The 21,435-nt window shown below is 45.2% G+C and carries 19 protein-coding genes and 1 tRNA gene; 9 read left to right on the top strand and 11 right to left on the bottom strand.

All coding sequences use genetic code 11. The features are described from left to right. Positions 1-2: 2 nt before the first annotated feature. From DWX43_RS08020 to DWX43_RS08035, 4 genes are all read right to left on the bottom strand, one after another. Entirely contained in the window at positions 3-1,724 is a 1,722-nt protein-coding gene (locus tag DWX43_RS08020) for an alpha-glucosidase (protein WP_118619954.1), read from the bottom strand. A 67-nt stretch (positions 1,725-1,791) separates the two neighbouring features. After that, positions 1,792-2,613: a carbohydrate ABC transporter permease gene (locus tag DWX43_RS08025; protein ID WP_118619955.1), complete on the bottom strand. Its 822-nt coding sequence runs from the start codon at positions 2,611-2,613 to the stop codon at positions 1,792-1,794. Beyond that, the gene (locus tag DWX43_RS08030; protein ID WP_109733977.1) at positions 2,613-3,479 is read right to left on the bottom strand and encodes a sugar ABC transporter permease; all 867 of its coding nucleotides are present in this window, start codon (positions 3,477-3,479) and stop codon (positions 2,613-2,615) included. Before DWX43_RS08030 ends, DWX43_RS08025 begins: the two co-directional genes overlap by 1 nt. Positions 3,480-3,709: 230 nt before the next feature. Next, on the bottom strand, positions 3,710-4,744 hold the full coding sequence (locus tag DWX43_RS08035; RefSeq protein ID WP_109733976.1) for a LacI family DNA-binding transcriptional regulator: 1,035 nt from the start codon (positions 4,742-4,744) through the stop codon (positions 3,710-3,712). A 225-nt stretch (positions 4,745-4,969) separates the two neighbouring features. On the opposite strand from DWX43_RS08035, the gene DWX43_RS08040 reads away from it, so the two are divergent. The 6 genes from DWX43_RS08040 (at position 4,970) to DWX43_RS08065 (ending at position 10,631) form a co-directional block, all read left to right on the top strand. Further along, positions 4,970-5,800: an AraC family transcriptional regulator gene (locus tag DWX43_RS08040; RefSeq protein WP_109733975.1), complete on the top strand. Its 831-nt coding sequence runs from the start codon at positions 4,970-4,972 to the stop codon at positions 5,798-5,800. 109 nt (positions 5,801-5,909) lie between these two features. Further along, a complete protein-coding gene (locus DWX43_RS08045; RefSeq protein WP_118619956.1) occupies positions 5,910-6,527 on the top strand; it encodes a DUF4867 family protein in 618 nt (205 codons plus the stop codon). Positions 6,528-6,597: 70 nt separating this feature from the next. Beyond that, positions 6,598-8,082 (top strand): L-fucose/L-arabinose isomerase family protein, encoded by a 1,485-nt coding sequence (locus DWX43_RS08050; RefSeq protein ID WP_118619957.1) that lies wholly within the window; start codon positions 6,598-6,600, stop codon positions 8,080-8,082. Positions 8,083-8,150: 68 nt separating this feature from the next. Then, positions 8,151-9,623, top strand: a complete 1,473-nt coding sequence (xylB, locus tag DWX43_RS08055) for a xylulokinase (RefSeq protein ID WP_118619958.1) — start codon at positions 8,151-8,153, stop codon at positions 9,621-9,623. 138 nt (positions 9,624-9,761) lie between these two features. Further along, on the top strand, positions 9,762-10,400 hold the full coding sequence (locus DWX43_RS08060) for a lactate utilization protein (protein ID WP_109733971.1): 639 nt from the start codon (positions 9,762-9,764) through the stop codon (positions 10,398-10,400). Between the two features lie 30 nt (positions 10,401-10,430). Further along, positions 10,431-10,631 carry a hypothetical protein gene (locus DWX43_RS08065; protein ID WP_182440651.1) on the top strand — a complete coding sequence of 67 codons (201 nt, stop codon included), beginning with the start codon at positions 10,431-10,433 and terminating at the stop codon, positions 10,629-10,631. Between the two features lie 485 nt (positions 10,632-11,116). Here the strand turns inward: DWX43_RS08065 and DWX43_RS08070 are convergent. The 7 genes from DWX43_RS08070 to DWX43_RS08100 form a co-directional block, all read right to left on the bottom strand. Beyond that, positions 11,117-11,187 (bottom strand) — tRNA-Cys (locus DWX43_RS08070). Between the two features lie 195 nt (positions 11,188-11,382). Continuing rightward, positions 11,383-12,090: a biosynthetic peptidoglycan transglycosylase gene (locus tag DWX43_RS08075; RefSeq protein ID WP_109729870.1), complete on the bottom strand. Its 708-nt coding sequence runs from the start codon at positions 12,088-12,090 to the stop codon at positions 11,383-11,385. 157 nt (positions 12,091-12,247) lie between these two features. Further along, on the bottom strand, positions 12,248-14,284 hold the full coding sequence (locus tag DWX43_RS08080; protein ID WP_118619959.1) for an ABC transporter permease: 2,037 nt from the start codon (positions 14,282-14,284) through the stop codon (positions 12,248-12,250). Further along, positions 14,274-15,038, bottom strand: coding sequence for an ABC transporter ATP-binding protein (locus DWX43_RS08085; protein ID WP_118619960.1), 765 nt, complete (start codon positions 15,036-15,038; stop codon positions 14,274-14,276). Before DWX43_RS08085 ends, DWX43_RS08080 begins: the two co-directional genes overlap by 11 nt. A 130-nt stretch (positions 15,039-15,168) precedes the next feature. Then, a complete protein-coding gene (locus tag DWX43_RS08090; RefSeq protein ID WP_118619961.1) occupies positions 15,169-16,200 on the bottom strand; it encodes a sensor histidine kinase in 1,032 nt (343 codons plus the stop codon). Then, the gene (locus DWX43_RS08095) at positions 16,197-16,871 is read right to left on the bottom strand and encodes a response regulator transcription factor (RefSeq protein ID WP_118619962.1); all 675 of its coding nucleotides are present in this window, start codon (positions 16,869-16,871) and stop codon (positions 16,197-16,199) included. Before DWX43_RS08095 ends, DWX43_RS08090 begins: the two co-directional genes overlap by 4 nt. Positions 16,872-16,913: 42 nt before the next feature. After that, a complete protein-coding gene (locus DWX43_RS08100; protein ID WP_118619963.1) occupies positions 16,914-17,384 on the bottom strand; it encodes a YbaK/EbsC family protein in 471 nt (156 codons plus the stop codon). Positions 17,385-17,605: 221 nt separating this feature from the next. On the opposite strand from DWX43_RS08100, the gene DWX43_RS08105 reads away from it, so the two are divergent. The 3 genes from DWX43_RS08105 to DWX43_RS08115 are packed head-to-tail and all read left to right on the top strand — an operon-like array spanning position 17,606 to position 21,418. Continuing rightward, positions 17,606-18,565: a leucine-rich repeat domain-containing protein gene (locus tag DWX43_RS08105; RefSeq protein ID WP_118619964.1), complete on the top strand. Its 960-nt coding sequence runs from the start codon at positions 17,606-17,608 to the stop codon at positions 18,563-18,565. Positions 18,566-18,580: 15 nt separating this feature from the next. Further along, a complete protein-coding gene (locus DWX43_RS08110) occupies positions 18,581-19,885 on the top strand; it encodes a VWA-like domain-containing protein (protein WP_118619965.1) in 1,305 nt (434 codons plus the stop codon). Positions 19,886-19,906: 21 nt separating this feature from the next. Next, complete coding sequence (locus DWX43_RS08115; protein ID WP_118619966.1) at positions 19,907-21,418, top strand: AAA family ATPase; 1,512 nt, start codon at positions 19,907-19,909, stop codon at positions 21,416-21,418. Positions 21,419-21,435 lie beyond the last annotated feature (17 nt).

Genomic DNA, 21,435 nt, shown 5'->3' on the forward strand with positions numbered 1-21,435 from the left:
TATTAAAATAAAGTAACAACGGTTTCGTATGGGCGCAGAAGAATGCTTCCATCTTCTCCTGTACGACCCTCACTGCCATAAGCAGCAATTAACATTTTGTTCTCATGGCTGTAATTTGAAATGAGTATTCTGCCTTTTGTTCCTTTTAGTTCGTCCGGTATCTGCATACGGACCTGAGCATCTGTAAAGTTGCAGGCCACAAGCAGTTTTTCCTGATCCAGTGTTCTCATATATGTAAAGGTTTTATCACTTTCCGGGTCCAGCAGGCGGTAATCACCGTACACAATGATGCGGTACTTTTTCCTCAGCGCAATCAGCCGTTTATAATAGTTTAAAATAGATTCCTCATTTTGCTGCTGATCTTCAACATTGATTGATTTATAATTCGGATTTACGGTAAACCAGGGGGTTCCTTTCGTGAAACCGGCATTTTCCCTGCTGTTCCACTGCATTGGTGTGCGTGCATTATCTCTGCTTTTCCAGCGGATACGCCGCATCATGGTTTCCTCATCTACACCTTCCATTTTCGTACACTGTTCAAATGCTGTTCTGGATTCTATGTCCTCATATTCCTCAATCGTATCAAAATAAAGATTGGTCATGCCGATTTCCTCACCCTGATAAATATAAGGGGTTCCCTGCATCATATGCAGACATGTGGCCAGCATTTTCGCAGACAGTTCCCGGTACGCGCCATCATTACCAAATCTGGATACGACCCTCGGCTGGTCGTGGTTGTTCCAGTAAAGACTGTTCCAGGCTTTTTGGTACATTCCGTTCTGCCATCTGGTCATGATTTCTTTCAGCTTCTTCAGTTCAAATCTTTGGTCATTCCATTTGGAGTTTCCCAGATTGTCTACATTCATATGCTCGAATGTAAAGATCATATTCAGCTCATTCTCATCGAATCCGGCGTATTTTATCCCGTCCTCCACGGAAGTGTTTAAGGTTTCCCCTACTGTTATCACATCATGCTTACTCAGGACTTTCTCGTTCATCTCTTTCAGATAGATATGCGCCTGGGGCATATTATGCGTGTAGGGGACAAGATCACCGTAAAGCGCATTCCCATCTTTTATACCATCCGGAAAATTCTGGTCCTTTCCGATCAGGTTGATGACATCCATCCGGAAACCGTCAATCCCTTTGTTCAGCCACCACTGCATCATGTCATAGATTTCTTCCCGGACAGCCGGATTTTCCCAGTTCAGGTCAGGCTGCTTGCGTGAAAATATATGCAGATAATATTCTTTGCGTTCCTCACAGTATTCCCATGCAGAGCCTCCGAAGAAAGAGCCCCAGTTGTTGGGCGGGTTCTCCCCCTTTCCCTTTTTCCAGATATAATAATCCCGGTACTTGCCGCCATCCAGGGCACGTTTGCTCTGGTTAAACCATTCGTGTTCATCGGAAGTGTGGTTGACGACAAGGTCCAGCATGATTTTAAGCCCTCTTTTATGTGCTTCTTCAAGCATCCTGTGAAAATCCTCCATTGTACCGAATTCCTCCATGATATCCCTGTAATTGCTGATATCATAACCATTATCGTCATTCGGCGATTTACAGACAGGTGACAGCCAGAGCACGTCCACCCCCAAATCCTTTAGATAATCTAATTTTGTTGTAATCCCGTTAATATCACCTATTCCGTCACCGTTGCTGTCGCAAAAGCTTCTGGGATAAATCTGATATACGACACATTCTTTCCACCAATTTTGTTCCTTCATGTTCTGTCTCCATTTCTCAGTCTCATTTCCTGACAGCTTTGGCCTGCCGTAACTGTCAGCTCATTTCTTACTTTACAGCACCGTCTGTGATTCCCTTTACAATATGTTTCTGGCAGCACAGATAAAAGATGATAATCGGAATCATACACAGAATCAGAGCGGCCGTTGCCAGATCCCACTTTTTCGTAAACTGCCCGAAGAACAGATATGTACGCAGCGGCAGTGTCTGCATGCCGTCTTTATTGATGACCAGGGATGGAAGTAGGAAATCATTCCATATCCACATGACATTTATTACGGCAACTGTAACCAGTATGGTTTTTAAAAGCGGCACTACAATATAAAAGAATGTCTGGAACATATTGCAGCCGTCAATGGTAGCCGCTTCTTCCAATTCTACAGGTACATTTTTTATGAATCCATGCAGCAGTACGATTGACATGCTGCACCCGAAGCCGATATACATAAAGACCAGTCCCGGACGGTTCATTAGATTCAGCTTACTCATAAAATCGACAAGCGGCAGCATTACACACTGGAACGGGATCAGCAGTGCTGAGGAGAAGACAAGGAATAAGACCTTGCTGCATCTCGTTTTATACCTGACAAGGACCCACGCCGCCATTGCTGATACAAGGAGAATCAGGACGGTAGCGATCACGGTAATGACAAGTGAATTCGTGAAAGCACTCAGAAAATCCAGTTTCTCAAATGCCTGCTTATAATTATCGAAGGAAAACTGCTGCGGCAGTGCAAGGATGTCCAGATAGATTTCCTTCAGTGATTTAAAAGAACTATTCAGGAGAATCAGTACCGGTGATATAAATATCACGGCAAGAATGGTTCCCAGAATGCCAAAACCTATATTTTTTGTCCTGCTTTTTGCCATTACGCTTCGACCTCCCTCTTCTTTGTGATTGAAAGCTGAATGACAGATATCGTCATTACAATCAGCATAAAGATAACTGCCTTAGATTGTGCCATACCAAACCGTCCTTCTGAAAATGCGGTATTATAAATATTCAGGGACATCATCTGTGTGCTGTTTGCAGGGCCTCCGCCTGTCAGGGAAATGTTCTGGTCAAACAGTTTAAATGAATTTGAAATTGACAGGAACAACCCAATCGTAAATGCAGGCATCATAAGCGGCAGGATAATGCTTTTTAATTTCTGGAACCCGGCTGCACCGTCGATTTCTGAAGCTTCAATCACGGAATCCGGTATGTTCTGTATCTGGGCTATATAAATAATCATCATATAACCGGAAAGCTGCCATGTCACAACGATTAAAAGCCCGATAAATCCGGTTTCCGTGTTGGACAGCCATCCCTGAAGGAAGTCCAGATGCAGTGCCTTACCCAGTGCGTCAAACACCTGGACGAAAATGAACTGCCATGTAAAACCGAGCAGAATTCCGCCGATCAGGTTTGGCAGGAAGAATACTCCCCGCATCAGGTTAGCCCCTTTCATCTTGCGGGTGACCAGCATGGCAAGGGCAAATCCTACGACATTTACGGAAATGACTGCACAGACAGAGAACGCAAAAGTAAACAAAAATGCATGTGCGAACTTCGGATCATTCGTAATTGTCGTGATATAATTCTGCAGACCTACAAAGTTTTTCTGGCTGCCGATTCCGTTCCAATCCGTAAATGAATAAAAGATTCCCATCAATGTCGGAATGGCCTGAATTAAAATAAAAGAAATCATTGCGGGTGCAAGAAACACCCAGAACCCCCATTTTGGCTTTCGCATATTTACATCTCCTTTTCGAATGCTTGTTATCTTTCTTGTCTCTACTGTATCACACCGTATTCACACAGGCAAAGGTTTTATATAAAACCTATATTTTAGATATAAATAAAAGCTGATTTATATACATTTTATATATGCAATTTATATATAATTAACAAAAATGCGTATTCATAAAACTTTTTCAGAGTTCTACGAATACGCATTTTTTGTAGCTTTACCAGATATCAGAGTTATCTGTCTTTGTTATTTTTGTTATTGATTATCTTCACAGACCGTCCTTTTATCAGCCAGACAGGCCTCTTTACATCTATATTTCCGACCAGCTTTCCCGCAATCATATCGAGCATGAGAGAAACTGCAACTTCCGCCTTATCGGTAATATCCTGATGGATGGTAGTCAGTCTGGGTATCGCATATTGTGCGAGGAGACTGTCATCAAACCCGGCGATGGCAATTTCATCCGGTATCTGGATACCTTTTGTCTGGAAATACCTCATTGCCTCCAGTGCAAACGTATCTGACGCAAAAAACAATGCGGCATTTTTGTTCACAAACTTCATCAGACCCTCATAATTGTGCAGACGCATCTCAAAAGAATCCTCCAGTATTGTAAAATTATATGGTTTGTAGGGAATCCCCCCTTCTTCCAGCGCCCTGCGGTATCCGAGCCACCTCTGGTGGTCGACACCGGCGTCCTTATTGGCAAACATCAGTATATTGGTATATCCGCATTCAATCAGATATTTGGTCATAATATACCCGCCCTGTTCGTCCTCGAGCCCTACATTTACAAAGTCATCGTTAAATTTATCGATCAAATCTATGGCAACGATCGGTTTACCTGTTAACGTGCGGATCTTCACGTAATCGTTATGTGTAAATGTAATTGCAATCAGCCCGTCCACATTCCATGCGAGTGCCATCTTAAAGATATCGTCCAGATCCTCCGCAGCATAAAGCATCATATAGTAACCCGCCTCACGGATATTTTTTTCCAGAACACCAATCACATGGCTGTAGAAGGAATCTGCAATAACAGTATTCTCGTAATGTCTGGAAACGTGGATTACGACCCCGATAATCTTGGAACTGCCGTTCTTCAGACCACTTAACCCCATCCTCGGGACATAATGATTCTCTTCCAGAATCTTTTTAATCTTCTGTATGTTCGCCTGTGAGACTTTTTTTGTATTTCCGTGGAGTACATTATAGACCGTCGTCATACTGACTCCTGCTATTTCGGCAATTTCTTTCACTGTAATCATTTCGATGTATTCCTCCTGTATCCTGCGTAAAGCCAGACGGCATTATTGACATCTGCAAGTTCATTGTAATGGACTACTTTCTGTAAAACAAGCGAAATCTTTGCTTCCGGTATCATGACATTAATATGTCGGTGTGATAGAATAAATAATAAAGCAGTCATCATAGTGATAAATTATAACGTTACCGCCTGCATGCTGGAGCGGTTTTGAATAGGAGTGGTTTTTATGGAATTTAGTCATGAATTGATCATGCCAAATGAAGATCTGCCTTTTAAGATGTTTATTTTTGAAGGGAAGGACGGCAATTATTTCCGGGACAAGCACTGGCACAGGTCTATCGAAATATTTGCGGTGTTTGAAGGGTCCCTTACTTTTTATATTAATCAGGAGATGTATCCTCTTAAGGCTGGGGAATTTATGCTGGTGAACTCTAACGAAATCCATTCCGTAGATTCCCCGGACAGGAATATGACGGTGGTAGTGCAGATTCCTTTGAAGACGTTTGAAGACTATTTCACCGGGGAACAGTTCATCCGGTTTACTCATGATTCGAAAAGGCAGGATGAGCGGGTGATGAATGTCATTTCGGATATTTATGAGGCGTATACTGAAAAAGGGTGCGGGTATGACCTCAAGGTGCAGAGTCTGTTTTATGAGCTTTTATACCTGATGGTGACGAAGTACCGGGAGACGGAAGTGAGTCAGGAGATGGTGAAGCAGAACCGGAAACTGTCACGGCTGTCTATGATTACTTCTTATGTGAAGGAACATTATACGGATGAGCTCTCACTGGAGCGTCTGGCGGAGATTTTTGGCTATTCGCCCGCCTATCTGTCCCGGATGTTCCAGAAATATGCAGGGATTAATTATAAATCTTACCTGCAGGGGATACGTGTAGATCATGCCTATCAGGAACTGGCGAATACACAGCGGACGATCAGTGAGATCGCTTTGGAGAATGGATTTCCCAATAGTAAGGCATTTACGAAGGCATTTTCGAAGAAGTATGGGATGCTGCCGAGTGATTACAGAAAGAGGACAAAAAAGTGCCCTTGATTAGATAAGTAAGTGGTCGAAAAAGAACTGTTTCATTGATAAAATAACCTCATCAGGGGAATATTTATTTTCCCCGTCATCATGTAAACAAAATTAGGAGGTTAGCATAATGAATATTCAGAAAGTAACTGATTCTTCATTTGGCAAGTATGGAAAGGTCCTGGAGGGATATTCCATCTCAAGGATTCTGGAAGAGATGGAGCATACGCCTCTGCCGGAAGAAGTGATCTATGTACCATCTGTAGAAGAGATGGAAGCGCTGCCGGAAGCAGAAGCCTTTAAAAACAGGGCATATGGCGGGCTGCCGATCCAGATTGGATACTGCAACGGGGACAATCATAAGCTGAATGGTCTGGAATACCACCGCTCATCAGAGATTAACATTGCAGTGACAGACCTGATCCTGCTTATTGGTTCACAGCAGGACATTCAGGCGGATTATACATATGACACTTCTCTGGTGGAGGCATTTTTCGTGCCGGCTGGAACCGTGATCGAGGTATATGCGACGACGCTTCACTATGCACCGTGCACCGCTGCAAAGGGCGGATTCAGATGCGTAGTCATTCTGCCGAAGGATACGAACACAGATCTGACATTTGAACCCGGAACAGAAGGAGAGGACCGTCTGATCACGGCAAAGAACAAGTGGCTGATTGCGCATGAGGATGCAGGGATCGAAGGCGCTTTCTGTGGGCTGAAAGGCGAGAACATTACGCTTGAGTAATTATTTCATTTTAAGTTTAGAGAGAACAGGACACTATAAAAAATAGTTTTATGAAAGGAAGGTACAAGTTATGAGTAACATGCCAGAATTAAAAATCGGAGTTGTAGCTGTCAGCAGAGATTGTTTCCCGGAGAGTCTTTCCGTGACAAGAAGAGAAGCACTGATCAATGCTTATAAGGAGAAATACGGGGAAGGCGAGATTTATGAATGTCCGATCTGTATTGTAGAAAGTGAAATCCATATGGTGCAGGCTTTAGAGGATGTTAAGAATGCAGGATGCAACGCGCTGGTTGTATATCTTGGAAACTTCGGACCGGAGATTTCAGAGACACTGCTTGCAAAACATTTTGACGGACCGAAGATGTTCATCGCGGCAGCAGAAGAGACAGGCAGCAACCTGCTTCAGGGACGCGGCGACGCGTACTGCGGTATGCTCAATGCAAGCTATAACCTGCAGCTGCGTAATATCAAAGCATATATCCCGGAATACCCGGTTGGAACAGCAGCAGAATGTGCAGATATGATCCATGAATTCAGACCGGTCGCCAGAGCAGTTGTTGCACTGAATGACCTGAAAATTATCAGCTTCGGACCTCGTCCGCTGAACTTCCTTGCATGTAATGCACCAATCAAGCAGTTATACAATCTGGGCGTGGAGATTGAAGAAAACTCCGAACTGGATTTATTTGAGGCATTTAACAAACATGCCGGTGATGAAAGAATTGCGGCAGTTGTAAAAGAGATGGAAGAAGAACTCGGTGCAGGCAACAAGAAACCTGAGATTCTTGAGAAACTGGCCCAGTATGAGATTACACTGAAGGACTGGATCGAGGAGCACAAAGGTTACAGAAAATACGTGGCAATCGCAGGAAAGTGCTGGCCTGCATTCCAGACACAGTTTGGATTTGTTCCATGCTATGTCAACAGCCGCCTGACTGCACAGGGAATCCCGGTTTCCTGCGAAGTAGATATTTACGGTGCACTGAGTGAATTCATCGGAACCGTAGTCAGTGAAGACGCCGTAACACTGCTGGATATCAACAACACCGTACCGGCAGATATGTATAAAGAAGACATTGAAGGCAAATACAACTATACACAGAAAGATACATTTATGGGATTCCACTGTGGTAACACAGCATCCAGCAAGCTTACTTCCTGTGAGATGAAGTACCAGATGATCATGGCAAGGGCTCTTCCGGAAGAAGTAACACAGGGAACACTCGAAGGCGATATCGTACCTGGAGACATCACATTCTTCAGACTCCAGAGTACCGCAGACTGCAAGCTCCGCGCATACATCGCACAGGGAGAAGTCCTTCCGGTAGCAACCAGATCCTTCGGATCCATTGGAGTATTTGCAATACCGGAGATGGGCAGATTCTACCGCCATGTACTGATTGAGGGCGGATACCCGCACCACGGAGCAGTTGCATTCGGGAACCACGGCAAGGCACTGTTTGAAGTATTCAAGTATATCGGCGTGCCGGTAGAAGAAATCGGATACAACCAGCCCGCAGGCGTAAGATACCCGACAGAAAATCCTTGGAAATAGTCAGAAATTTCAGAAAACGGAGAGCAAAGGGGTCAGAACCCTTTGCATCTCTTTGCAGGAGGTTACAGATGTTATATATAGGCGTAGACTTAGGTACCTCAGCGGTAAAACTGCTGCTGATGGATGAGAATGGCAAGATTCAGAATATTGTTTCAAAAGAGTATCCGCTTTACTTCCCGCATCCGGGCTGGTCCCAGCAGGATCCGCAGGACTGGTATGCACAGACTGTGGAGGGAATCAGGGAACTGACGGCTGACTGCGATAAATCCCAGGTTGCGGGAATCAGTTTTGGCGGACAGATGCACGGACTTGTTGTGTTGGATGAGAATGATGACGTGATCCGCCCGGCGATCCTGTGGAATGACGGCCGTACAGGGAAAGAGACAGACTACCTGAATAATGTGATTGGAAAAGATAAATTGTCCAAGTATACTGCAAATATTGCGTTTGCAGGATTCACGGCCCCGAAGATTCTCTGGATGAAAGAAAACGAGCCTGATAACTTCGCGAAAATCAGTAAGATTATGCTGCCGAAGGATTATCTTGCATACAAGTTAAGCGGTGTATTCTGCACGGATTATTCAGATGCGTCAGGTATGCTTCTTATGGATGTAGAGCATAAATGCTGGTCAAAAGAAATGATGGAAATCTGCGGTGTGACAGAAGCACAGCTTCCGAAACTGTATGAGAGCTATGATATTGTAGGAAGTATCAAGGCAGACCTGGCAGAAGAATTTGGCTTTACAGGTGATGTGAAAGTAGCGGCAGGTGCAGGAGACAATGCGGCGGCAGCAGTGGGAACAGGCACGGTCGGAGATGGTATGTGTAACATATCCCTCGGAACGTCAGGCACAATTTTTATTTCCAGCAAGTCGTTCGGCGTAGATGAAAATAATGCACTGCATTCCTTTGCACATGCGGACGGATATTATCACCTGATGGGATGTATGTTAAGTGCAGCTTCCTGTAACAAATGGTGGATGGATGAAATCTTAAAAACAAAGGAATATGCATCAGAGCAGGAAGGCATCGTAAAACTGGGAGAGAATCAGGTATTCTATCTTCCATACCTGATGGGAGAGCGCTCCCCGCACAATGATCCGAAAGCACGCGCAACATTTATCGGAATGACGATGGACACAACAAGGGAAGATATGACACAGGCGGTTCTGGAAGGGGTTGCCTTCGGTTTAAGAGATTCCCTCGAGGTTGCAAGAAGCCTTGGAATCAAGATCGAGCGGACAAAGATCTGCGGCGGCGGTGCAAAGAGCCCGCTGTGGAAGAAGATTATTGCAAATGTTATGAACTTAAAAGTAGATGTCATCGAGAGTGAAGAAGGACCGGGATACGGCGGAGCCATACTGGCGGCAGTTGGCTGCGGAGAATATGCATCCGTGGAAGAAGCGGCCGGAAAGCTTGTAAAAGTCATAGAGACTGTAGAACCGGACCCAGAACTCGTTGCAAAATATGAAGAACGGTATCAGAAATTCAGAAAGATATATCCGACCGTAAAAGGACTGTTTCAGGAACTGGCCGAATAGAAATTGATAAAATATTCTGAAAATGGAGCGCAAAGGGGTCAGACCCCTTTGCGCTTTTGTGTGGATTTTAAGTCCCATCCCGTTTATAATGAATACTAACAAATGAAACCAATTAAGTGAAAAAGAGGAGGACAAGCAATGGAAGAGAACCGCACGAAACGTAACCAGCTGCTGGCAGGGCACGTGATAAAAAATCTGAAGAACAGAAATATTGAAGGATACTATGCTAAGGATAAAGAGGAGGCGCTTAAGATTGCGCTGGAACTGATTCCGGAAGGGAGCACGGTTGGCTGGGGCGGATCGGCATCTATCAGTGAGATCGGGTTGAAACAGGCAGTCTGTGAGGGGAATTACGAGGTGATTAACCGGGATGTCTGTAAGACTCCGGAGGAGAAACGTGCGGCGGAGCTGAAATGTTTTGACAGCGACTATTTTCTTGCAAGTGCCAATGCGGTTACGCGGGATGGCGTGCTTGTAAATATAGATAAGTTTGCCAACCGTATCGCAGCGATTGCTTACGGGCCGAGAAATGTCATTCTGGTTATTGGGATGAATAAGATTGTGAGGAATGTTGAGGATGCGGCGAAGCGTGCAAGGGATGAGGCCAGTACTATCAATGCAGCCCGTCTGGATACGGAAACACCGTGCCGTAATACCGGTATGTGCTATGACTGCAAAGGGGCGAAATCACTCTGCTGCCAGATTCTTGTAACGCGCAGTTCAGCGGTGGATGGGAGGATGAAGGTGATCCTTGTGAATGATGCATTAGGATTCTAATCTAACGGTAAGTATCAGGACGAGATACGGATGCTGAAGGCCTATGGTGACAATACGCCGAATATTGTGGACAATATCAGGAACAACCTGAACTGGCAGGGGGTCCGTGATGTATTTTACCTGAATATCAAGGATCTGCTGCTGGAAAAAAAGACACCGGCTGAGGTTGCCGCCGGTATTGACCAAAGCTGCAATACTGCACTTTCTATAGGGCGAGGGAAAGAAAAATAAACGGTGGTATAGCTCAATTCTCTTATGCTGAGGGTCCTGAAAACGGACCCTTAGCAATTTGACTGTAATGCAGTAAAATTTAAAGAAAATACTTACCGAACTTCGATGATTTTAGCAAACAATATTTCCATTTTTTCGTAATTACAAAGAAAAGAATCTATACTTGCACCTTGCAAAACATATTTGACTTTGCAATATCAACTGTGCGAATTTTTCCAGCCCAGGGATATATATCTTAAAACGTCTGAGTCAGGATAACAGTAGATTTTGTCACTCATTTATTCCTCCCTGAAATTATTCATAAGACGTTGTCTTATACGCTCTTTATCTTCAGCGTTCTGATATTTTTTTAGCAGATTTATATCTTCTTTATCCAATGACATTTGCTCCATAGCCATAGAGGCAGAAACTTCATAAATTTGTTCTGCCTGAATTTATAGAAATAAAAAAGCCTCGAAAACCTTAAGTTTCGAGACTTTTAAAGAAGGCACAGACCGGATTTGAACCGGTGATCAGGGTGTTGCAGACCCACGCCTTACCGCTTGGCTACTGCGCCATATCTGAATTGAGTTTACTATATATCATACTCAAACAGCTCTTAAATTATACCAGATAATTTTTGACGAGTCAAGATTTATGGGAAAAATGTGTTTCAAAAATGTGTAGAAAAATCATGACATAAAATCGTCACTGCACACCAGAGAGGTGCCCGCAGTAATAAAGAAGAACCGGGGGTATTCCCCCGGTCCGGTTAAAAGGCAGTCTCTCCTGCATTGGCAATCCTTGAGGACTCTTCCTGTGTAATATATTTTTGGTTAATCATACTCTGCAGTACTTTCTGCTGGCGTGAATGTGCGAGATCAGGATTCACGTCAGGTGCATAAACCGAAGGGGCGTTGGGGATTCCGGCCAGCATCGTACTTTCGTAGTCAGTCATCTCGGCAGGCTCTTTTCCGTAGTATCCGCGGCTTGCGTCCGCAATGCAGTAATATCCCCCGCCGAAGTAAATGCTGTTGACGTAGAGCTCCAGAATCTCTTTTTTACTGTATTCCCGCTCGATCTTTAAAGCCATGAAACCTTCTGCAGCTTTGCGCGTGATACTCCGCTCCTGATTGAAATAAAGATTCTTTGCAAGCTGCTGTGTGATGGTGCTGCCTCCCTCGATCAGTTCCCAGGCCTGAATATCATTTTTTATGGCACGTGCAATGGAGATAGGGTCAATACCCGGGTGTTTGTAAAATCTTTTGTCTTCCACAGCGACGACCGCATCCAGATAAATCTGAGGCAGGTGGTCCAGAGTCGTATAAGATGGATTATTTTTAATTTCCGCAACTTTTTCCTGAAGGCTTTCCGTTTCTAGAACCTGGCGGTACCGCTCGTAACCGCGGTAGCCGATGAAACAGCCTGCACAGAGAATGCAGAGGAATATAAATGCCAGAAATCTTCGGATTAGTTTCATAATATCACTCTCTTTCGTATTCCCGATTTGATAAGCGTCCTTTGTACATGGAACTGTCCAGAATCATGGACAGTTCTTATATACAAAATATAACATATCAATCTTGTTTTAACATGATATTAATCTTACAAATTCCTTAATTTTTTCGAAAGAGCCTTTATCGCAAATTCTTTTCCCATACGCCAATGTTCCGCCTGAATTCCACGTAGGTTGCGATAAAATAGATCAGGTAAATGCCGCCAAAGAGCAGTATTGAGATGCCGAAGTATGACCAGGACGGCGCCTGCGAAGTTGCCAGTTTGAAGAATTCTCTGCTGTCGTAAAGTACGATTCCTCCGCTGATTACAATGGCCGTGATAAAGGGGAAGAGGTAATACAGGAACAGCTGTTTTAAAATCACACAGCTTATTTCTTTTTCCCGCAGACCAAGTTTGCTAAGGAGAGAATACCTGTGCTTATATTTGGCGGAATCGCTCAATTGCTGTACCGCGAGGACAGTCAGCGCCACGCACAGGAAAACAAGCCCCACATAAAAGAGCGGGAAGATAATTGTGGAAAGAAGCGACTTCATACTTTTTGTTTCTATCTCACGTACATATACATGCTGGTTGGACACGTACATGATGTCTGTCCCGTACCCCCGGTCAATGTCCGTTTCATAGTAATCTTCGTCAAGGATACTTTTCCCGGAATCATGGAGATCCAGCAGATTGTCTGTCAGGTCCGGCTGTACGCTTCCTTTTACCTGTGCTGCGAGGAGGGAATAATAAGGCTTCATACCGTCAGCGGCCTGATCGGGGACCACCAGCAGGTAGTCAGCTCCGTTATGCCCGTTCTGTTCGAACCCTTCCGTGTAGACACCTGCACATTTATATTCATTTCCGGAGATGGTTAACGAGGTATGGGAAAAGCGTCTGCCGGCATCCTTAAGCCGTGACTTGATCTGGATCAGGTATTGGTTCTTTTCTAACGAAATTTTTTCGTATCCCGCCATTTCCCGAAGTGTATTGTAGTCCGAAAGCTTCATATAGGTGTCATATTTGAAGTAAGCGTTGTCATTTGCCACAGAATTTTCCAGGACATCGCTGTAATATTTCTCCATGAATTTTCTGAAATCACTCTTATGGTCTTCAAAAATCTGGTAAACCAGTTCGGAGCTTATTTTGCTGTCTTTTTTTATCAGTTCGTTTTCAGCAGAAAAATCATACCCGGGATCGGGATTGTAAACTGCGATGTCAAAAGGCCAGTTGACATCGGCCTGTGTCGTCTGAAACTGATTCAGCATCAGTGCATGTGAGGAACCAAGCAAGGCGACCATGAAAAGTACGGTCAGTGTGCCAAGTGTAAACTGCATGGTCTTCACTTTTGAGGCGAGCTGCCTGAGTACAAAAATATTGGCACCCTTTAAGACACCGTTTTTACCGGAGCGGATGTATCCGATCAGGAATGCCGATAAACCCATGTAAAGGAAATATACCGAAACAATTAGTCCAATAATCATAAAATAAATATTTCCATCGGTAAACCGCCCGCTGACCATCATCCAGCTAAAGAACAGCATATAGAGAACTGCGGCAAAGAACATCCACTGCCTGCCGGATTTATTCCCGTTATTTAATTCTTCGTTCTGCTGGTCCAGGTACATCATATCGCGGATGTTCATCTTCCGGAAACGTTTCTTATTGCGGATCAGGGCCAGAAAATAGGAACCGGCAAAGATTGTTGCCGTCATCAGCAGTGTTCCGGCCTTGAATTCGAGATGCAGGCTGTATTCTGTATCCACAATCGCGTAGATCAGGGTTGTAATCACCTGCTGCAGGAAGACGCCGGGGATTAGCCCGATGAGGAAAGAAACTGTTCCAAGGATTACCGTTTCTTTGAAAAACAAGCTGGCGACCTGTTTTTTATGAAAGCCAAGCAGCAGGTACGTGGCAAATTCACGGCTTCGTTTTTCTGCCATAAACCGGATCATATAGTGAATCAGCCAGATGATGATCAGGACAATAAAAAATGTGGCAAGCCCGATCATCATCCCCATGATGCCTGCTTCTGAACTGATCTTCTGTATATCCTCAGAGAAGATCATGGAGTTGAAGGCAAACATCAGGGAAGTGATGAAGATCATCGTGATCAGGTAGATAAAGTAATCTTTAAAAGACCGTTTTGCATTGCGCAGGGCGAGCTTACTCAGCATACCCATCACCTCCCGTCAGGGAAAGCACATCCAGAATTTCATTCAGGAATACTTTTCTGGTCCGGCTCCCTTTTATGAGTTCGTGAAAGATCTGCCCGTCTTTCAGGAAGAGGATGCGGTTACAGTAACTTGCTGAAAAAGCATCGTGGGTTACCATCAGGATAGTAGCCTTCATTTCCTGATTCATATAGGTAAACGTCTCGAGCAGCATCCGGGCGGATTTGGAATCCAGTGCGCCGGTAGGCTCATCTGCAAAAACAATCTGCGGGTGGTTGATCAGGGCCCTTGCACACGCACAGCGCTGCTTTTGCCCGCCGGACACCTCATAGGGAAACTTATCTCTGCATGACCAGATATCCAGACGCTCCATGATATCCTTTGTACGTTCAGCAATTTCCTTCCGGCCCTTCTTTGTCAGTGACATTGCCAGAGATATATTTTCCTTTAGTGTCAGCGTATCCAGAAGGTTATAGTCCTGAAAAACAAATCCCAGATTATTTTTGCGGAAATCTGCCATCTGGTCTTCATTCATGCGCGTGATGTCTTCATTTCCGTACCAGATATGTCCCGAAGTTACGGTGTCAACGGTTGCAAGCAGATTGAGAAGTGTCGTTTTTCCGCTTCCGCTGGCGCCCATAATCCCGGTAAAATCCTCCTGATTGACAGTAAACGTAATTCGATTGATTGCTTTGGTAAGATTTTGGTTGCTTCCATAATATTTTTCAACATCCTCGATGCGAAGAAGCTCTTTCATAAAACATTCCTCTCTTTCCTATTGCCAGATTTAAAGTTGGTTATTCATTTACTTATTATTATGGTAATAGAAAATGTTCCGGTCTGGTATCAATGTAGTTTGCAGAAACCTTACGAAATTGAAAGGTTTCTCATTCCCTGCCGAAATATTGGCTCCCGTCAGGGAAAATCAGGGAAATCCTTGTAAATTCACCCTCCACGGAGTCTGCTTCCAGTGTAATCCCGAGCTTTCGGCTCAGTTTCCTGCACAGATATAATCCAATCCCTGTGGACCTGCGGTTTTTCCGGCCGTTGCTGCCGGTAAACCCTTTATCAAATATGCGGCCCAGTTCTTCCTGCCGGATGCCGGTTCCGTTGTCCTCGATCATCAGTGTGGTGCTGCAGGCCTCTTTCCGGGTGCGGATGGTGATGAGACAATTGTCCTGCTTCTTATATTTTACCGCATTAAGGATAATCTGATTGATCATGAATTCCAGCCATTTGTCGTCGCAGTAAACAGTTTTGGCTTCTGCCTGCATATCGATCCGGACATGGTTCTGTATCAGATAGGGCCTGCTTCTTTGGATTACGTTCATTAGGACATTCTCAAGGGAGATTTCCCGTATCATGTAATCCTGATAAACCGTGTCAGAACGCGCGAAGTAAAGAGCCTTGTCCACATCATTTTCCAGTTCGCTTAAATGTGACTTCAAAAGGGCAGTGTCTTTCGGGGTCCATGCAGATGCTTTCCGGTTATCACACATCAGGTTCATGGAAGTCAGGGGGAGCTTTACCTCGTGGATCCAGTTTTCGATAAACTCCTTATACTCGGTGCTTTCGGTTTCCATATGGTGTACCGCGTCAATGACAGACTTATTGGAGTCCTTTAAAACGCTGCGGTACAGCCTGTCCTCCAGACGCCAGGAATCCGGAATGACCTCGGAGATCAGATATGGCTTGTCCAATGTATCCAGAATCTGAAAAATCTGGTGAAAATAATGGCTTCTCTGCCGCCAGATGACAAGGAGGTAAACGGTAAGCAAAAACAGCCATGCCATATAAAAGAGATATAGCTGACCTGTATTCACGCCGCATGCAGAAAAATAGAAAAAACTCCCCAGCATGCACAGCAGGTGCAGCAAAAGGAGCATGATTTTATCTTTTAGAAAATTCCATAACGTCATATCCGGTACCCCTGCCCTCTCCTCGTCTCAATCATGTTTCCGGCCCCGATATCCTTTAGTTTACCGCGGATTCGGGTGATGTTGACGCTCAGTGTGTTGTCGTCAATAAAAATCTGGTTATCCCATAAGTCATCGATTAATTCTTCCCGGGAAACGATCTGCCCGGCTCTGGAAAACAGGTTATAGCATATCCGGAGTTCATTCTTTGTGAGTTCGGCAGACCTGCCGCGGCAGGACAATGTCGCATCCAGCGTATTCAGTTCGCAGTCCTTCCATATAAAGTGGTAAGGATCCTTCTGGGGGCCTTTTTTGCCGGTCCTTTTTAGGACAGCGGCTATCCGTGCGAGCAGGACCGGGGCGTGGTAGGGCTTTGTGATATAGTCGTCCCCGCCCATCATCATGCCATTTAGTTCATCCATTGCATTATTAAAACTGGTGACAAAAATAACAGGAGTATCCATTTTCCTGCGGATATCCTGACAAAGGGACAAACCATTGATTCCCGGAAGCTGGATATCCAGTAGAATCAGATCCGGGGCACATGCTTCTGCCTGAGATACGATCTGCGTGAAATCCTCAATCACATCCACCTCATATAGGGCATTTTCCAGAAGCAGTTTTAATTCTGCCCGGATATCCGGGTCATCTTCTATGACAAGAATTCGGTACAAAACAAAAAACCTCCTTTGCCGGGAAACATGGCTTGCTGTATCTTATTCCCAGTCTTTTCCAACGTTAATCCATTTTGCGGCATGTGAATATTCTTCCAGCTCCGGCAGTGTCAGCTCGATGGCGCTGTTGCTGCTTCCGGCGGCCGGGTAAACGGTTTCGAAACGCTTCAGTGATTCATCCAGATATACTGTAACACCGGCCTTCACGGCAAATGGGCATACCCCGCCGGGGGCGTGTCCGATCAGGTCCTCTACCTCATCCGGGCGGATCATTTTTGCTTTTTCTCCGAATGCTGCTTTATACTTTTTATTATCCGTGCGTGCATCGCCTGCAAGAACGATCAGGACAGGGCCGTCCGCGGTGATGAACGACATTGTCTTGGCAATCCGCGCCGGTTCACATCCGACTGCCCGGGCCGCCTCTTCCACAGTGGCGCTGGACGCTTCCGGCTCCAGAATCCTACCGGCAAGGCCGAAAGGCTCGAAATATTCTCTAACTTTTTCAACAGACATGGTAGAAAGCCTCCTTACTTATCCACAATTACTTCATACTGTGGTGAAAATTTACTTAAAATAAAGCGTAGTACGAAATAATAGAAATGTCAAGTAAGAACGGATTCTTGAAAAAATACGCCACTGCTCTTATAATAGGGAAGTGAGTTTAGAGTTACTGTGCACACCATGCCGCATATCACGCTGCACAGTAATAGTTTAGAAAAGAGGACAGCCGGCTTATGAAATTGTATTATCAGATAAAGGACAATTGTATCGAGATCATCCGTTGTTTCGGAAATGACACGAAAGTTGTGCTGCCGGAGCAGATCGATGGTCTGCCCGTCATATCTGTGGCCGCGTATGCTTTTTCTGACCGGAAAACGGGCGAGGAGGGGCAGGTATTCGTTTATAGAAATAATGAGCTGGGCCTGTTTGGGGAGGAAGAGCATCTTCTTGCAGGAAACTGTGTGGAGGAAATTGTCTTTCCGGGGACAGTCCGGGAAATTGGGAATTATATTTTTTACGGCTGTAAACGGCTGAGAAAGCTGGAGTTTTATCATACGCTGATGCAGATCGGGAGCGGCGCGTTTACCGGCTGCAGTGCGCTGAAGTATCTGACTGTGCACATGGAGGGTGGCAGCCAGTCCTGTGTGAAGGAGATTCTTGGGGAATTATGGCAGCGCATCGATGTCACGTTTTGTTATGGAGAAACGAATGAAAAGGCAGTCCTTGTATTTCCGGAGCATTATGAGGAGGCTGTGGAGAATACGCCGGCCCGTATTTTATTTACACAACATCACGGGTCAGGGAATAATTACAGGCAATGTTTCTATAATAAGGAAATAGATTACCGCAAATATGATAGTCTTTTTTCTGTGGCGGCAGCGCGCGACAAAGCGGGGGTGCTGGCCGACATTGCTTTTGGCAGGCTGGAATACCCCTATCAACTGGCGGAGAATTACAGGGCTGCTTATCAGAATCTGATACAGGACCGATATAAAGAAATTATAAAGTATCTTTTGGAAAAGGAAAATTTCCCGGGGATAAGAGTAATTACAGAAAACGGGATATGGAACGGTGAAATGCTTGAATATGCCCTCGAACTTGCCGCAAGGCAGGGGAAAACGGAGATTTTGAGTTATCTTATGAATGAGAAACAAAAAAATGTACCGAAGAAGACGAAGAGATTTGAACTGTAAAAAGGAGGGACAGCCATGACAGGAATGGATGATCAGGAAAGAAAAGAAGCGGCAGTATATCTGGAAGGTCTGGGAAATCAGATACTAAGCGCCGCCCGGGATGAGCTTTATCTTGGAATGCGTTTTCTGGATGTGGCCCTGAGCAGTTTTGCATATCAGATGGATACGTCAGTCAATCCTTTTGGGACGAATGGGAGTGTGATTTATTTCCACCCGCAGTATCTGGGGGGATTGTACCGGGAGAACCGGATTCTGGTGAACCGGGGCTACCTGCATATGGTGTTCCACTGTATCTTCCGCCACATGGTAAAGCGTGGGATGGATGACAGGTATTGGAACTTAAGCTGTGATATTGCAGCAGAGCACATGACAGACAGTAACTTCCACCGATCAGTCAGGTTTCCGAAAAGCCTGCTTAGGCGGGAGACCTACCGGAAGATGGAGTTGGAAGGAAAGGTTCTGAATGCCGAGAGGATTTACGCAATTCTGGAAGCGTGGGAGCTTTCCGATAAAGAACTGGAGCGTCTGGAAGCGGAGTTTTATGTGGATGACCATAAATACTGGGAGAACCAGCAGCCTGACCAGAAACCGGACCCGGACCTGAACCGGAAATGGCAGGAAATCAATGAGCGGATGGAAACAGATCTTGAGACCTTTTCGAAGGAGGCCTCCGAGAAGGCGGGAGATTTGCTGGACCAGATAAAGATTGAGAATAAGGAGCGGTATGATTATAAGGAGTTTTTGCGGAAATTTTCGGTATTGCGGGAAGAAATTGCTGTTGACCCGGACACGTTCGACTATTCTTTTTACAGCTATGGGCTGCGCGTATATGGGAATATGCCCCTGATCGAGCCGCAGGAGACGAAGGAAGTGCGGAAGGTCTCTGAGTTTGTGGTGGTGATCGATACATCGATGTCCTGCTCAGGGGAATTGGTCCGCAAATTCCTTGAAGAAACAAATTCGGTTTTAAGTGAAGAAAATAGTTTCTTCAAAAAGGTGAATATTCATATTATCCAGTGTGATGAGGCCGTGCACTCTGACCAGCGCATTACCAGTCTCGAAGAACTGGAAGATTATATGTCACACCTTACCTTATATGGTGAAGGTGGTACAGATTTCAGGCCCGCATTTGCATATGTGGATGAACTTCTGAATAAGGGGGAGTTTGAAGACCTGCGGGGTCTGATTTATTTTACCGATGGGTATGGTATATATCCGAACAGAATGCCTCCCTATAAGACGGCATTCGTATTTATGCAGGAAGATTATTATGACGTGGACGTTCCGGCGTGGGCGGTCAAGCTGATACTGACGGAATAATGATTAAGAGGAGAGTGAACGATGGATATTAAGAGAGCAAAGCAGGAAATAAAGGATTCAATTGAGGCCTATCTGGTGAAAGATGAATTCGGGGAATACAGGATTCCGGCTATCAGGCAGAGGCCGATTCTGCTGATGGGGCCTCCGGGAATCGGGAAGACACAGATCATGGAGCAGATTGCGAAGGAATGCAGGATCGGTCTTGTGGCCTATACGATTACACACCATACGAGACAGAGCGCGGTGGGACTCCCTTTTATTAAGGAAAAAGTTTACGGTGGAAAAGAGTTTTCGGTGACAGAATATACAATGAGTGAGATTATCGCATCGGTTTACGAGAAGATAGAACAGACAAAGATTGAGGAAGGGATCCTGTTTATCGATGAGATCAACTGCGTGTCAGAGACGCTTGCGCCGACCATGCTGCAGTTTCTCCAGGGGAAGACCTTCGGAAACCAGAGGGTGCCGAAAGGCTGGATCATCGTGGCCGCGGGGAATCCTCCGGAATACAACAAATCCGTGCGGGATTTTGACGTGGTGACGCTGGACCGGATTAAGAAGATCGACGTGGAAGAAAACTTTGACGTCTGGAAAGAATATGCGTACAAACAAGGGCTGCACCCGGCGGTGATCTCTTACCTCGAGCTGAGAAAAGAGAATTTTTACCGCATAGAGACAACCGTGGACGGCAAATATTTTGCCACGGCGCGCGGATGGGAGGACCTGTCACAGCTAATCCAGGTATACGAGCACCTGCATAAAACAATCGACAGGGATGTGGTATACCAGTACATTCAGCACCGCATGATAGCAAAAGACTTTGCGAACTATCTGGAACTTTACTATAAATATAAAGAAGACTACGGGATTGAAGATATTCTGGCGGGTGAATGGAACACAGCCACACTGCAGAAAGTGAAAGCGGCGCCGTTCGACGAGCATCTGAGCATCGTGAGCCTGCTGAACGGAAAACTCAGTGAACTGTTTGAAAGCTGCCATATGATGGACGCTTATGTAACGAAACTCTATGAATACCTGATCTACTACAGAGAAAACAAGGTAACATCCATGCTGGAAGACATCTGGCATATGGCAGAGAAGGACATGGAAGAACTGAAAACTTCCGAGCTCATGACACACAGAGAAGAACTGACCATGAAAAGAGTTATTGCGGCCCTGGAGCGGTTTTCGGTTAATATCAAGGGTGAACTGTTTATCGGAGACGGGGCATTCGACGAAGTAAAAGCGATGTTTGAAAAAGAAGTAGATGCACGAGAAGAAGAAATTGCTTATACATCTCAGACACTACAAAACGTGTTCAATTTCCTGGAAGATGCCTTCGGGGAAAGCCAGGAAATGGTGGCGTTTATTACCGAGCTGAACGCGAATTACTATAGCGTCTGGTTCATCAAAGAGAACGGCAGCGACCAGTATTACCGCTATAACAAGGGACTTTTGTTCGATGAGAGACAGCAGGACATCGTGCGCCAGATGGATCAGGTGGAGGACATGCTCAATCACGGGATAAAGTAAGGGGCTGCAAAGGGGGC

This window comes from Clostridium sp. AF19-22AC (assembly GCF_003479085.1).
Classification (GTDB): domain Bacteria; phylum Bacillota; class Clostridia; order Lachnospirales; family Lachnospiraceae; genus Faecalicatena_A; species Faecalicatena_A orotica.